12 protein-coding genes are annotated in these 14414 nt (G+C 72.7%); 6 read left to right on the forward strand and 6 right to left on the reverse strand.

Features of this window, described 5'->3' with window-relative positions; genetic code table 11:
- Positions 1-367: 367 nt before the first annotated feature.
- Complete coding sequence (locus ACWC5C_RS18685; protein ID WP_450876526.1) at positions 368-1057, reverse strand: GntR family transcriptional regulator; 690 nt, start codon at positions 1055-1057, stop codon at positions 368-370.
- Positions 1058-1524: 467 nt separating this feature from the next.
- Between ACWC5C_RS18685 and ACWC5C_RS18690 the strand changes: the two genes are divergently transcribed.
- Positions 1525-2739 carry a DUF2637 domain-containing protein gene (locus ACWC5C_RS18690; RefSeq protein ID WP_450876528.1) on the forward strand — a complete coding sequence of 405 codons (1215 nt, stop codon included), beginning with the start codon at positions 1525-1527 and terminating at the stop codon, positions 2737-2739.
- A 65-nt stretch (positions 2740-2804) separates the two neighbouring features.
- On the opposite strand, the gene ACWC5C_RS18695 is transcribed toward ACWC5C_RS18690, so the two are convergent.
- Complete coding sequence (locus tag ACWC5C_RS18695; RefSeq protein ID WP_450876530.1) at positions 2805-3284, reverse strand: ATP-binding protein; 480 nt, start codon at positions 3282-3284, stop codon at positions 2805-2807.
- A gap of 150 nt (positions 3285-3434) precedes the next feature.
- On the opposite strand from ACWC5C_RS18695, the gene ACWC5C_RS18700 reads away from it, so the two are divergent.
- Entirely contained in the window at positions 3435-6608 is a 3174-nt protein-coding gene (locus ACWC5C_RS18700; RefSeq protein WP_450876532.1) for a glycoside hydrolase family 38 N-terminal domain-containing protein, read from the forward strand.
- A 45-nt stretch (positions 6609-6653) separates the two neighbouring features.
- On the opposite strand, the gene ACWC5C_RS18705 is transcribed toward ACWC5C_RS18700, so the two are convergent.
- Both ACWC5C_RS18705 and ACWC5C_RS18710 read right to left on the reverse strand, forming a co-directional pair.
- Positions 6654-6968 (reverse strand): DUF6204 family protein, encoded by a 315-nt coding sequence (locus ACWC5C_RS18705; RefSeq protein WP_450876534.1) that lies wholly within the window; start codon positions 6966-6968, stop codon positions 6654-6656.
- Positions 6965-7606, reverse strand: a complete 642-nt coding sequence (locus tag ACWC5C_RS18710; protein WP_450876536.1) for a TetR/AcrR family transcriptional regulator — start codon at positions 7604-7606, stop codon at positions 6965-6967. Before ACWC5C_RS18710 ends, ACWC5C_RS18705 begins: the two co-directional genes overlap by 4 nt.
- Positions 7607-7680: 74 nt before the next feature.
- Between ACWC5C_RS18710 and ACWC5C_RS18715 the strand changes: the two genes are divergently transcribed.
- The 4 genes from ACWC5C_RS18715 to ACWC5C_RS18730 all read left to right on the forward strand — a co-directional run bounded on the left by ACWC5C_RS18715 (position 7681) and on the right by ACWC5C_RS18730 (position 11235).
- The gene (locus ACWC5C_RS18715; RefSeq protein ID WP_450876538.1) at positions 7681-8478 is read left to right on the forward strand and encodes an ABC transporter ATP-binding protein; all 798 of its coding nucleotides are present in this window, start codon (positions 7681-7683) and stop codon (positions 8476-8478) included.
- 25 nt (positions 8479-8503) lie between these two features.
- On the forward strand, positions 8504-9256 hold the full coding sequence (locus tag ACWC5C_RS18720; RefSeq protein ID WP_450876540.1) for an ABC transporter permease: 753 nt from the start codon (positions 8504-8506) through the stop codon (positions 9254-9256).
- A gap of 57 nt (positions 9257-9313) precedes the next feature.
- The gene (locus tag ACWC5C_RS18725) at positions 9314-10042 is read left to right on the forward strand and encodes a hypothetical protein (protein WP_450876542.1); all 729 of its coding nucleotides are present in this window, start codon (positions 9314-9316) and stop codon (positions 10040-10042) included.
- A gap of 86 nt (positions 10043-10128) precedes the next feature.
- The gene (locus tag ACWC5C_RS18730) at positions 10129-11235 is read left to right on the forward strand and encodes an alpha/beta fold hydrolase (protein ID WP_450876544.1); all 1107 of its coding nucleotides are present in this window, start codon (positions 10129-10131) and stop codon (positions 11233-11235) included.
- On the opposite strand, the gene ACWC5C_RS18735 is transcribed toward ACWC5C_RS18730, so the two are convergent.
- A complete protein-coding gene (locus tag ACWC5C_RS18735) occupies positions 11236-12978 on the reverse strand; it encodes a pyruvate dehydrogenase (protein WP_450876546.1) in 1743 nt (580 codons plus the stop codon). It lies immediately after the preceding gene.
- Between the two features lie 83 nt (positions 12979-13061).
- On the reverse strand, positions 13062-14030 hold the full coding sequence (locus ACWC5C_RS18740) for a protein phosphatase 2C domain-containing protein (RefSeq protein WP_450876548.1): 969 nt from the start codon (positions 14028-14030) through the stop codon (positions 13062-13064).
- Positions 14031-14414: the final 384 nt, after the last annotated feature.

Genomic DNA, 14414 nt, shown 5'->3' on the forward strand with positions numbered 1-14414 from the left:
TTACGGGAAGGGGCGGGGCAGGGGACAAACCACCGGCCGGGCGCGCAACCGCCGGGGCGAGGGCCAGGGGTCGGCAAGGCACGGGACCGCCCGGGACCCGGGGCAGCGCCCCGGTTACGGGAAGGGGCGGGGCAGGGGACAAACCACCGGCCGGGCGCGCAACCGCCGGGGCGAGGGCCAGGGGTCGGCAAGGCACGGGACCGCCCGGGGCCCGGGGCAGCGCCCCGGTTTCGGGAAGGGGCGGGGTGGGGGACGAACCACCCGCGCACCGCAACCGCCCGGGCCGGGTCCGGCAAGGCGCGGAGTAGGGGCGCACCGTAGGTGCCCCGGGGGCCGGGGCAGGGCCCCGGACTCGCGGCCGGGGCGGTTAGGCGCCTGAGGTGAAGTGTTCGCGCACCAGCGACTCCACCACGTCCAGGTCGCGGGCGGCGAGCGCGTCGAGAAGGGCCATGTGCTCGGCCGCGTCGGCGACGAGGTCGGCCGTGCGCACGGCACGACCGCAGGCCAGCGGCCACTGCGCCCGCCGATGCAGCTCGTCGGCCACGACAACCAGCTGCTGGTTCCCCGCCAGGCTCAGCACCATCTGGTGGAACGTACGGTCCGACTCCAGATAGGCCGCCCGGTCCCCCTTCGCCGCAGCCACCGCCGTCGCCTCCGCGAACGGCCGCAGCCGCGCCCAGCGCTCGGGCGCGACCGCCCGGGCCAGGCTGAGCATCACCGGGACCTCCAGCAGGGCGCGGACCTCGGCCAGCTCGGCCAGCTCGCGCGCACTGCGCCGGGCCACCCGGAAGCCCCGGTTCGGCACGACCTCGACCGCGCCCTCGCCCGCGAGCTGCTGCATCGCCTCGCGTACGGGGGTGGGCGAGACGCCGAAGCGGTCGGCGAGGGCCGGGGCGGAGTACACCTCGCCCGGGGTCAGCTCACCGCCGACCAGCGCGTCCCGCAGGGCGTCCAGGATCTGCCCGCGCACGGAGTGGCGGCGCGGGGACCGGCGCGGCGCGGGCACGCCGGACGGGTCCCGCGGCTCCGTCGCCGCCTCGGCTTTGGCCTGCTCCACTCGGGTCCTCCTGACATCCCATCGAACGATATGCGGATGGCGCCCAAGGACAAAGCCCACACACAGTGGACAGGAAAACCGGCATGACCCTGACCACACTCCCCGGCCGGACCGGAACCGGCGATCGATACGTTTCAGCCACGGATACGGGGCCCCGAAGCACCCACTACCGGACAGCGGCGGGGAAAGATCACCAAGCGGTTCGAACGGCCGACGGCGATCCGACAACAAGCCGACGGTAAGCCGACCGATCGGATTTACCCGCGCTCGGGTTCCGTGAATAGAATCAAGCCGCTTGCAACGAGCGAGCGTTCGAACCGTATCGCACCTATCCGCGTGTCCCCCCGCCCACTTGGCGGCCTCTTGTCCAGAAACCGCTTGAGGCCCGGCACGATTCCGCCAGGATGTCGCGCGAGTAGGGCCGTACTGCGGCCAGAACTTCACGGAAGCGAGGCAAGGGGCACCGGATGAGACTGACGGACATATCGCTGGGCTGGGCCCTGCCAGTCGTCATAGCGCTCGTCGGAGTCGTGGGGGCGGGAGTTGTCCTCGCGCGCGGCCGTAACGGGAAGAAGGAGGAGGGCGGGATCACCGACTCCTGGGAGCGCAGCGAGGAGCGCCGCCGGCGCAAGGAGGCCATCTACGGGATGGCCTCGTACGTCCTGCTGTTCTGCTGCGCCGCGGTCGCGGCCGCGCTCTCCTTCCACGGCCTCGTGGGCTTCGGGCAGCAGAACCTGAACCTCTCGGGCGGCTGGGAGTACTTGGTGCCGTTCGGGCTCGACGGCGCCGCGATGTTCTGCTCGGTGCTCGCGGTGCGCGAGGCCAGCCACGGTGACGCGGCGCTCGGCTCGCGGCTGCTGGTGTGGCTGTTCGCGGGCGCGGCCGCCTGGTTCAACTGGGTGCACGCGCCGCGCGGCATGGGCCACGACGGCGCCCCGCAGTTCTTCGCGGGCATGTCGCTGTCGGCCGCGGTCCTCTTCGACCGGGCGCTCAAGCAGACCCGCCGGGCGGCGCTGCGCGAACAGGGCCTGGTGCCCCGCCCGCTGCCGCAGATCCGTATCGTCCGCTGGCTGCGCGCACCCCGCGAGACCTTCGGCGCGTGGTCGCTGATGCTGCTGGAGAACGTCCGGACGCTGGACGAGGCCGTCGAGGAGGTCCGCGAGGACCGGCGCGAGAAGGAGCAGAAGCGCGACCGCCGCCGGGACAAGGAGAAGCTGGACAAGGCGCGGATACGGGCGCTCAACCGGCAGCACCGGGCGTGGGGCCGGGGCGGCCGCCAGGTGGACATCGCCCCTGCGGCCCAACCGCCGCAACTCACGGCCGACTCCTCCCTTGAGGAGAACGCGCTGGGAAAAGCCGAAGCGGCCGAGCTGCCAGCGCCCTCAGCTCGGCCCGCCTTGCAGTCCGCGGACGCGGCTGAGTCCAGTTACCGCGACGACCGTCGCGAGGACCGCGGCCGGGACTGGAGCCGTGACCTGGATTTCAGCTTCGGCTTCGGTGACGCCGACGCCACCGAAGCCGACCAGGACAAGTCCAAGGCGAAGGACGAGGACGCCAAGGACGGCAAGGACACGGACCGGGCGCGGACCGTCGACCTCACCGCCGAGGACGACACCCTGACGATCCCTCGGCTGGACTCCCTTGAGGAGAAGCTCGCGCAGATCGAGCGGCAGTTCGGCTGAGGCTGAGGCTGAGCCGAGCCCGAGCCTGAGGCCAACCTGAGGCCAACCTGAGGCCAAGCCCGAGGTCAGCCGCCCGCCTCCAGCTCGAACCAGACCGCCTTGCCCACGCCGTGGGCCCGTACGCCCCACGCGTCCGCGAGCGTGTGCACCAGCAGCAGGCCCCTCCCGGAGGTGCTGTCCTCCGGGGGGTGGCCGCGCAGCGTCGGGTGACGGGACACGAAGTCCCGCACCTCGACCCGTAATCGGCCCGCCACCGGTCCGGCGCTCCCGCCACCCAGGGTGGCCCTGACCCGCGCACCCCGGTCGGTGTGCACCAGTGCGTTCGTCACCAGCTCGCTCGTCAGCAGCTCGGCGAGATCGGCCCGGCCGGGCTCGCCCCAGTGCCGCAGCATCTCGCGCAGCGCGGCGCGGACGTCCGCCACCGCCGCGTAGTCGTCATGTCTCAGTCGCTTGCTGAGGGCCCGGCCCCGCTCCCCTTCGATGGCCACCGCCCCAGAGTCCGGCCGGTTGGTCATCCGGCCCTGCCGTACTGGCTGACGCTTCATCCTCCCCCGCCCCGGCCGCCGCCTCGGCGCGGCCAGCGTCGAAAGCCGTCGAACACGCTCACGGAATGCATTCCCGCCTGTTGCCGCGCCACACACCGGGGGAAGACACCTCCCGAGTGATCCGCTGAGCGCCGAGCCCGAGGAGCCGTGATGCACGACGACCGACTGTTGGTGGAGGGGCGCCTGGAACGGGCGCTGCACCAGTTCATCCGGCCCGCCCAGTACCCGGCGCGCGTTCCGCTGTCCCTCTACGCCTGGCGCGCCCCCGGTGAGCCGGTCCCGGTCGCCGACGCGCTCGATGGGACCTACGAGCGGTTCGAGGCCGGTACGGAGTGGGGCGAGCCGTGGTCGACCTGGTGGTTCCGGCTGGAGGGCGCGGTGCCGCCGGAGTGGGCGGGGCGGCGGGTCGAGGCCGTCATCGACCCCGGCTTCACCGACGACGGTCCTGGCTTCCAGGCCGAGGGGCTGGTGTACGACGCGCACGGCGTGCCGATCAAGGGCATCCACCCCCGTAACCGCCACATCCCGCTCGCGGCCCCGGCCGCCGGGGGCGAGCCCGTACGGCTGCTGCTGGAGGCGGCCGCCAATCCGCACGTACTGCGCGACGGCTTCACCCCGACCCCGCTCGGCGACGTCCTCACCGCAGGGGACCGGCCGCTGTACCGGTTCGCGTCCGCCGATGTGGCCGTTCTCGACGAGGACGTATGGCATCTGGTCCTGGACATCGAGGTGCTGTCCGAGCTGATGCGCGAACTGCCCGCGGACCGGCCGCGCCGCCACGAGATCCTGCGCGCCCTGGAGAACGCGCTCGACGCGCTCGACCTGCACGATGTGCCCGCCACCGCGGCCGCCGCGCGCGCCGAGCTGACCGAGGTGCTCAAGCGCCCCGCGCACGCCAGCGCGCACCGGGTCTCGGCGACCGGGCACGCCCACATCGACTCGGCGTGGCTGTGGCCGCTGCGCGAGACGGTGCGCAAGGCGTCCCGTACGTTCGCCAACGTCACGGCGCTCGCGGGGGACTACCCGGAGCTGGTGTTCGCGTGCTCACAGGCGCAGCAGTACGCCTGGGTGAAGGAGAACCAGCCGCACATCTGGGAGCGGATCAAGAAGGCGGTCGCGCAGGGCAGTTGGGCGCCGGTGGGCTCGATGTGGGTCGAGTCGGACGCCAACATGCCCGGCGGCGAGGCCCTGGCCCGGCAGATCGTGCACGGCAAGCGGTTCTTCCTGGAGGAGCTGGGGGTGGACACCGAGGAGATCTGGCTGCCGGACTCCTTCGGCTACACCGCCGCGTTCCCGCAGCTCGCCAAGCTGGCGGGGGTGAAGTGGTTCCTCACCCAGAAACTTTCCTGGAACCAGTCCAACAAGATGCCGCACCACACCTTCTGGTGGGAGGGCATCGACGGCACCCGCGTCTTCACCCACTTCCCACCGGTGGACACCTACAACGCCCAGTTCAGCGCGGCCGAACTCGCCCACGCCGAGAAGAACTTCGCCGACAAGGGCCTGGCCACCCGCTCCCTCGTCCCCTTCGGCTGGGGCGACGGCGGGGGCGGTCCCACCCGCGAGATGCTGGAGAAGGCGCGGCGGCTGGGCTCCCTGGAGGGCTCGCCGCGCGTCGAGATCCACAAGCCGTCGGTGTTCTTCGCCGAGGCGGAGCGGGAGTACGGGGCGAAGGCGCCGGTGTGGTCGGGCGAGCTGTACTTGGAGCTGCACCGCGCCACGTACACCACCCAGGCGGCGACCAAGCAGGGCAACCGGCGCAGCGAACACCTGTTGCGGGAGGCCGAGTTGTGGGCCACGGCGGCCGCGCTCCACGTGCCCGGGTACGCGTATCCGTACGACGATCTGGACCGGATCTGGAAGACGGTGCTGCTGCACCAGTTCCATGACATCCTGCCGGGCTCCTCGATCGCCTGGGTGCACCGCGAGGCGCGCGAGACGTACGCGCGGGTGCGCACCGAGCTGGAGGGGATCGTCACGGACGCGCTCCGGGCGCTGAGCACCACCGGCGGTCCTGGCTCTCCCGCCGTGCTCAACGCCTCGCCGTACGAGCGCGAGGAGGTCGCCGTCCTGGACCCGGAGACGGCGGCGGCCCTGCCCGCCGACGCCCCGGTGCAGCCGCTGAGCGACGGGCGCGCGGCGGCCGGGGTCCGGGTGGGCGGGCTGGGCACGGCGGCCCTCGCCGGTACGGCGACCCTCGCCGGTACGGCGTGGAGCGCGCCGCCGGTGACCTCGCTGAGCGACGGCCACGCCATCGTCCTCGACAACGATCTGCTGCGGGTCACCATCGACGGCGACGGGCTGCTCACCTCCGTCCTCGATCTGAGCGCGGGCCGCGAGGTGCTGGCCCCGGGCGCGCGCGGCAACCTCCTCCAGCTCCACCCCGACCACCCCAACCACTGGGACGCCTGGGACATCGACCGCCACTACCGCCGCAGCCACACCGACCTCACCGCCGCCGAGTCCGTCGAGCTGACCGAGTCCGGTCCGCTGCGCGCGACCGTCCGCGTCGTCCGGGTCTTCGGCGCCTCGCGGATCGTCGAGGAACTGACCCTGGCGGCGGGCAGCGGGCGCCTCGACATCGCGACCGAGGTGGACTGGCAGGAGTCGGAGAAGGTCCTCAAGGCGGCGTTCCCGCTGGACGTCCACGCCCGGGAGTCCACGGCGGAGATCCAGTTCGGCCATGTGGAGCGCCCCACCCACACCAACACCAGCTGGGACGCGGCCCGTTTCGAGATCTGCGCCCACCGCTGGCTGCGGGTGGCCGAGCCGGGGTACGGGGCCGCGCTGCTCAACGACTCGACGTACGGCCACGATGTGACGCGTACGGCGCACTCCGCCGACGATGACTCAGCCGACGGGAACGTGCTCGGCACCACCGTACGGCTGACGCTGCTGCGCGCCCCGCACTCCCCCGACCCCGAAACGGACCTCGGCACCCACCACTTCCGCTACGCGCTGCTGCCGGGCGCGAGCGTAGGCGACGCGGTCGCCGGGGGCCTGGCCCTGAACCTGCCGCTCCGTACCCTGCCCAGCGGCCCGACCGGGCCCGCGCCACTGCTCTCCGTCGACAACCCGGCGATCACGGTGGAGTCGGTCAAGCTCGCCGAGGACCGCAGCGGGGATGTGGTGGTGCGGCTGTACGAGTCGCACGGCGGCCGCGCGGCGGGCACGCTCATCGCCGGGTTCCCGGTCCTTTCGGCGGACGTCACCGATCTGCTGGAGCGCCCGCTCCACCCGGCCGCCACCGGCCCGGCCGGGCTGAGCCTGGCCCTGCGGCCGCATCAGATCGTCACGCTGCGGCTGCGGCCGGTGCCCGCGTAATCGCCCGGGCGCCCGGCGGTGTCCCCCACCCCGCCGGGCGCCCCCTCACCTTCCGCGCCCCTTGCGGCGGATCTTGATGGCGCGCATGTCCGTCACCCCGACCCGCAGGATCCGGTGCGGATAGCCGTGCGCCACCAGCGCCGCCCCGGCCCGCTCGGCCGCCTCCGCCTCGCCGTCGGCCTCGGATTCCACGGGCACCTGGCAGCGGAAGGTGAACGCGGAGAGCCCGCGGTCGTACGTGAACGTGCCCTCCTCGGTGTAGGCCGTACGGAAGGCGTCGACCTCCGCGAGCAGCGCGGCACGGTCCTCCTCGGCCAGCCCCTCGAACACCCCGCGCATCGTCACCCGGAACACGGTCACCCCTCTTCCCGCGTGGCATAGGTGGCCAGCGGCTCGCCCAGCACTTCCTGGTACGCGTCCAGCAGACCGGTCACGGCCTCGGCGATCGCGTCGGGCCCCTCCCCCGCCTCGGTCCGCCTGCCGATCTCGGCGAAGACCAGCGCGTGGAACGCGCCCAGCTGCGTGGCCACCACCCGGGGCAGCGGATCGTCCGGCGCGGCGCCGGTCTCCTCGGCCAGCACGGCGGCCAGCGCGTCGGTCATCTCCCGGCCGAGGTCCTCCAGCCGGGCGATGAGCGTGGGCGCGGCCCGCATCATCGCGAAGACCCGCCCGAAGCCCTCGGTCAGCCCGAGCGAGCGGTCCCGCCGCCGCACCTCGTCGCGCAGCCGCACCAGCACCGCGTCGGCCGCCGACTCCCCGGGGGCGCGGTCCCGTACGAGGTCGGCGAGCCGCCGCGAGGACGCCTGGTCCGGCGGCAGCACCAGGTCCTCCTTCGACTCGAAGTAGTTGTAGAGGGTGTTGACCGACACCTCCGCCGCGGCCGCGACCTCGGCGATCGTGACGCGGTCGAAGCCCCGCTCCACGAACAGCTCGATCGCGACCCGGTTGATGCGCTGCCGCGTCTCCCGCTTCTTGCGCTCCCGTAGCCCTTCTGCCATGCCCTGAAGTCTAACCGCACTGCAAACTTGAAATGCATTGCAGTTTTGCAGCGGACTATGTTTTTATCGCAGCCATGTCCACACCCCTCACCCCTCCCCCGGCCATCCGCACCCGGGGGCTCACCCGGACTTATCCGCTCCCGGCGGGACCGGTGCACGCCGTCCGTGGCATCGACCTGACCGTCGACCGCGGCGAAATCCTCGGCTTCCTCGGCCCCAACGGCGCGGGCAAGACCACGACCCTGCGCATGCTCACCACCCTGCTGCCGCCCAGCGGCGGCGAGGCGTCGGTCGCCGGGCACGATCTGCGCCGCGACCCGGCGGGGGTGCGCCGCAGGATCGGTTACGTGGCCCAGTCCGGCGGCCTCGACCCCGCCTGCGCCGTACGCGAGGAACTGGTCACCCAGGGACGGCTGCACCGGCTGCCCAGGGCCGAGGCGCGCGAGCGCGCCGGGGAACTCGCCCGGGACCTCGGCCTCACCACCCTGCTGGACCGCCCCACCGGCGCGCTCTCCGGCGGTCAGCGCCGCCGGGTGGAGATCGCGCTCGGCCTGATCAACCGGCCCGAGGTGGTCTTCCTCGACGAACCGACCACCGGGCTCGACCCCGGCAGCCGCGCCGAACTGTGGGACCTGGTCCGGCACATCCGCGCCGAGCACGGCACCACGGTCTTCCTGACCACCCACTATCTGGACGAGGCCGACGCGCTCGCCGACCGGATCGTGGTCGTGGACGCCGGGGTGATCGTCGCCGAGGGCACCCCGGCCGACCTCAAGGCCCGCCACGCGGGCGATCCCACCGCCAGCCTCCAGGACGCGTTCCTGGCCATCACCGGCCGCGCGCCCACGACCGACGCTCCACTCTCCATCTGACCTTCCACACCATTGAGGCATCGCCATGACCCTGCTCGCCGACACCGGAGTCGTCTTCGGCCGCTCTCTGCGGTCCACCCTCCGCTCGAAGACCAACCTCTTCTTCGGCATGCTCCAACCGCTGCTCTTCCTGGCGCTCTTCGGACCGCTGCTGACCGAACTCAGCCTCGGCGTGAGCGGTTCGTCCTGGCAGACCCTGGTCCCCGGGGTGCTCGTCCAGCTCGCCCTGCTCGGCGGCTCGTACGTGGGGCTCGGCCTGCTGATGGACCGCAACCTCGGGGTCATCGACCGGATGCGGGTCACCCCGGTGAGCCCGCTGGCCCTGCTGCTCGGCCGGGTGCTGCGCGATGTCGTCCAGCTGGTGGCCCAGTCGGTGCTGCTCGTCCTCCTCGGGCTGGCCTTCGGGCTGCGCGCGCCGCTCGCCGGAATCCTGCTCGGGCTGCTGTTCGTCGCCGTACTGTCGGCGGCGCTGGCCGCCCTCTCGTACGGGCTGGCCATGCGCGTACGGACCACACCCGAGTTCGCCGCCATCGCCAACACGGCGGGCATGCCCCTGATGCTGCTGTCCGGGCTGCTGCTGCCGATGTCCCTGGCCCCCGGCTGGCTGGACGGCGCCTCGCACGCCGTGCCGTTCCGCTACACGGTCGACGCCGTGCGCCAGGCGTACCTGGGCCACTACGCGGACGGCACCGTCGCCCTCGGCGCCGCCGTCACCCTGGCCCTGGCCGCCCTGTGCCTCGCCGCCGGGGCCCGGCTCTTCCGGCGCGCGGAACGCTGAGGGCGGTGTAGATTCCCTGAGCTGAGCTGGATCAGGGCACGACGGGGGCAAACGGGGATGACCATACTTAGGATGCGGGTGCTGGTGGCGGCGGTGATCGCGGGTGTGCTGACCGCGTCGCTGACCGGATGCGAGGACGACAACAAGGGCAAGAGCGGCGGCGACACCCCCGCCGCGATCGGCGCCTCCGGCCTGGCCGGTGGCACCGACGGCTCGGAGGAACCACCGCCGATCTCCGAGGGCGGGCGCAACGGCGGCGCCGGTGATGACGGCGTGCTGCCCGACGGACTCACCACGCGCCAGAGGTTGATGCTCGACAACCTCCCGGAGTCCGGGGCGGTCATGGCGGCCGGTGAGTACCTGCAGCGGTTCACGACCTGCGAGACGTACAGCATCGACCCGTCCGACACCCGCTACTACCCCATGGACGCCACGTTCGACGAGAGCTGGGGCGTCCGCTTCCGCGGCACCTGCGACGACGGCGGGGGCGACTACATCCGCGTCTTCTGGACCGGTCCGGGCGACGGCATGAAGACGTTCCAGAAGGCCTACCGCGCCGACCTCGCCAAGCGGATCAAAAACTCCCCGAACGCGGGGATCGACGGCGGCTTCGGCGTCGGCAAGGACTTCGCCGTGATCGCGGCCGACCCCGACACGCTCCGGGATCTGTCCTCGTCCCATCTCCTCGTCCTCAACTGCAACCCGAACTACCAGCCGACCGGCGACACCAGCACCGCCCCCGCCCTCGTCGACGACTGCGTCCTGACCGACGACTTCACGGACTGACGGCTACGGCAGGTGCATGAGGAGTCTTTCCGACCGGGACGGGTAAGCAGGCGGTCATCCACACCGCATACGGCCAGGAGAGACACGTGCCCAGATCGCTCGTCACCGGTATCGCCGCCACCGCCGCCGCGACCCTCCTGCTCTCCGGCTCCGGGGCGGTGGGTGGCAGCGCCACCGCCACCTCGCCGCGTGAGCCCCGCGCCACCGGCGTTCATCAGGTCCGCATTCAGGACGAGTTCGACTCGCTCGGGCCCGAGGTGCGGGCGATGAGGCTGGGTTCGGGTCGCACCGCGCACTACATCGACGAGGGGCCCCGGGACGGGAAGCCGGTGCTCTACATCGGCGGCACGGGGACCAGCGCGAGGGCGGCGCATATGACGGACTTTCTGCGGAGCACACGGGAGTCCCTCGGGCTGCGGCTGATATCCGTCGAGCGCAACGGCTTCGGGGACACGGAGTTCGACAAGGGCCTGGGCAAGGCCGACTTCGTGAAGGACGCGCTGCAGGTGCTGGACCGCGTCGGAGTGCGCAAGGTCAGCGTGATCGCCATTTCGGGTGGCGGGCCCTACGCCGCCGAGCTGGCTTCCCTGGCGCCGGACCGCGTCCAGTCCCTGCATCTGGCCGCCGCGTTGCCGCCGTACGGGGCCAAGCCGTCGTACTGCTCGATGTCCGACGAGGAGCTGGGCGCGTCGCTGGAGAAGCAGATCGCCGATCCGCGGATCTGGTGGGCGCTTCCGGAGGACAGCCCGACCAAGCGGGTGCCCGGGTTCGCCGACACCGCGTACGAGGACGGCGCCCGCACCTACAACCAGCGGGGGCAGCAGGCCGACCCCGCGCCGCAGGTGCACGAGCAGAAGCTGTACTGCGGGCGGCCCGGACCGGATCTGTCGAAGCTGAAGGCGCCCGTCATCCTCTACAGCGGGAAGAAGGACACGACCGTGCCGCCCAGCACGGTCGGGACCTGGAAGGAGCATCTGCCCGGTGATCCGGCCGTGCGCAGCTATGCCGACGCGGGGCATGACGTGCAGTACCGGCATTGGGACCAGATCCTCGTCGACCTGGCCGGGTACCCGGGCCGCACCGTCGTCTGCTACCGGGGGCACAGCGCCATGCCGCCGGCCGAGGTCGCCGATCCGCTGGTGGAGAAGGGGCGTGCCACGCTCGGCAGCTGCGCCTGGCAGAAGTCCGGCTGATCAGGGGCGGGGGACGTTGCGGAGGTTGGAGCGGGCCATCTGGACCATCCTGCCGACACCGCCGTCCAGCACCATCTTGCTGGCCGACAGCGCGAACCCCGTCACCATCTCGGCCCTGATCTTCGGCGGGATGGACAGCGCGTTGGGGTCGGTGACGATGTCGACCAGGGCGGGGCCCTTGTGGTGGAGGGCGGTGCGCAGCGCGGAGCGCAGATGCTTGGGCTTCTCGACGCGTTCGGCGTAGGCGCCGGCGGCGCGGGCGAGCTGGGCGAAGTTGGGGTTGTGGTTGCCGGTGCCGTACGCGGGCAGGCCCGAGACCAGCATCTCCAGTTCGACCATGCCGAGGGAGGAGTTGTTGAAGAGGATGACCTTCACCGGCAGGTCGTACTGGACGAGGGTGAGGAAGTCGCCCATCAGCATCGTGAACCCGCCGTCGCCGGACATCGAGATGACCTGGCGGCGGCGGTCGAGGAACTGGGCGCCGATCGCCTGCGGGAGTGCGTTGGCCATCGAGCCGTGGGTGAACGAACCGATCACCCGGCGGCGGCCGTTGGGGGTCAGATAGCGGGCCGCCCATACGTTATTCATCCCGGTGTCCACGGTGAAGATCGCATCGTCGGCGGCCTCCTCGTCCAGGATCGAGGCCACGTACTCCGGGTGGATCGGAACGTGCTTCTCCACCTTGCGGGTGTACGCCTTGACCACGCCCTCCAGCGCCTCCGCGTGCTTCTTCAGCATCCGGTCCAGGAACCGGCGGTCGGTCTTGGGGCGCACCTTCGGGGTCAGACAGCGCAGCGTCTCGCGGACGTCGCCCCAGACGGCCAGGTCGAGCTTGGAGCGGCGGCCCAGGTGCTCGGGGCGGACGTCGACCTGGACGGTGCGGACGTTGTCGGGGAGGAAGGCGTTGTACGGGAAGTCGGTGCCGAGGAGGATCAGCAGATCGCATTCGTTGGTGGCCTCGTACGCGGCGCCGTAGCCGAGCAGTCCGCTCATGCCGACGTCAAAAGGATTTTGATACTGAATATGCTCCTTGCCCCGCAGCGCGTGCCCCACCGGTGCCTTCACCCGCTCGGCGAAGGCCATCACCTCCGCGTGCGCCCCGGCGGTGCCGCTGCCGCAGAAGAGCGTCACCCGGTTCGCCTCGTCCACCATGCGCGCGAGGGTGTCGATCTCGGTGTCGCCGGGGCGCACGGTGGGGCGTGAGGTCACCAGCGCGTGCTCCTCGGCACGCTCGGGCGCCGGGCGCGCGGCGATGTCGCCGGGGAGCGAGACGACGCTGACGCCCCGGCGGCCGACCGCGTGCTGGATCGCGGTCTGCAGCACGCGCGGCATCTGCTGCGGGCTGGAGATCAGCTCGCTGTAGTGGCTGCACTCGCGGAACAGCTGGTCGGGATGGGTTTCCTGGAAGTAGCCGGTGCCGATCTCGCTGCTGGGGATGTGCGAGGCGAGGGCGAGGACCGGGGCCATGGAGCGGTGGGCGTCGTACAGCCCGTTGATCAGGTGCAGATTGCCGGGCCCGCAGGAGCCCGCGCACCCGGCGAGCTTGCCGGTGAGCTGCGCCTCGGCGCCCGCGGCGAACGCGGCGCTCTCCTCGTGGCGGACCTGGATCCAGTCGATGGCGGAGTTGCGGCGGATCGCGTCCACGACGGGGTTGAGGCTGTCGCCGACCACCCCGTACAGCCGCCGCACCCCGGCGCGGGCCAGGATGTCCACGAATTGCTCGGCCACGGTCTGCTTGCCCATCGCGGCGCCTTTCGTTCCTTATCGTCCCTGTCGTCCCGGGTTGCCGTGTTCCCTCACGGACCATCAACCCATGAACGGGACGCTCACGCCTCCCAGACGGCCGCCGCCGTACGGTCGTCGGCGTACCCCTTGACCCCCACCTGGGCGTCGGCGAGGAACCCGGCGAGGCCCGGCGGCTCGGCCCCGGCCCAGCGTTCGGCCAAGTGCGCGGCGAGCGCGGGCTCGGCGCGCAGCGGCTCGGCGAGGCCGGTGCCGCAGAGCAGCAGGGTGTCACCCGGTCGGGCGACGGAGGCGCGGAAGCGGAAGGCGCCGGTGGGCTCGGGGCCGGGCGCGGGCGCGGGCGCGGGCGCGGGCTCCGGCGCGGGCTCCGGCTGCGGGGCGCCGCCCGGCGTGCGTTCCCATTCGGCGGGCAGTTCCGGGGCTGACGGCCGCCCGTCGCCGAAGGCGAGCACGGGCCCGCCGACGGTGTCGCCCTCCCTCGGGTCCGGTTCGAGGTCCTGCCAGGCGCCGTCGCGCAGCCGGAACAGCCCGCCGTCACCGGCCCCGAAGAACACCCGCACCCGGCAGCCCGGGTGGGCGGGCAGCAGCAGACAGCGCACCGGGGCGGTGTACGCGGCGGGGTCGAGGCCGAGTTCGGCCGCGCGGGTGCGCAGCCGCCCGTAGCCCCGGTCGGTGAGCCGGTGCAGCCCGGACTTGAGCGCGCCGCGCCGGGCGGCGTGGATGTCCTGCGCGAGCCGCGCGTGGCTGCGGCCGACGGCCGCGCCGATCCAGCCGCACAGCTCCCGCGCGGCCTCGGGCGACGCCCCGCCCGCCACGGCGACCAGGACCAGGGCGCCGTTCCCGGTCCCGAACCGGGCCGTGAGCAGCGTGTCCCGCCGGGGCTCGCCCCCGGAGCGCGCCGCGTCGCCGCGCAGCGATACGGCGCGCAGGGTGAACGTCCCGTAGCGGGCGCCGTCGAGCACGGTGTCGGGCACCGTGCTGGACGGCTCTTCCGGGTCGGCCACGGGCAATGTGGTCGGCTCGGGCTCGTAGAAGGGCTGCCCGTCGCCCACGAACCCGGCCCCGGCAGCCCGCCAGGGCCGCCGGGGCGCGGGGGCGGACGGGGACCCGCCCCCGGGGGATCGCCACCCCTGCGGACCACCTCCCACACCCCCGCCCGGCCCCGGCGCGGACGTTGCGGCACCGGACCCGTCGCCACCTCCGGGAGGTCGCCACCCCTGCGGACCACCACCCGCGCCCCCGCCCGGCCCCGACGCGGAGGCGGCTGGGGACGGCCCGGCACCACCCGACCCACCCTCCGGCCCCGGCGCGTCTCCACCCGGCTCACGCTCCGACGAGCCCCAGGGCGCCCCCGCAGCGGGCATCTGCTCCCCGCCAGTCGGCCGTCTGCCGCCGAGCGTGCGGGTCGCGGAGTCGAAACGGTCGTCCACCGAATC

Source organism: Streptomyces sp. NPDC001700 (genome assembly GCF_053596435.1).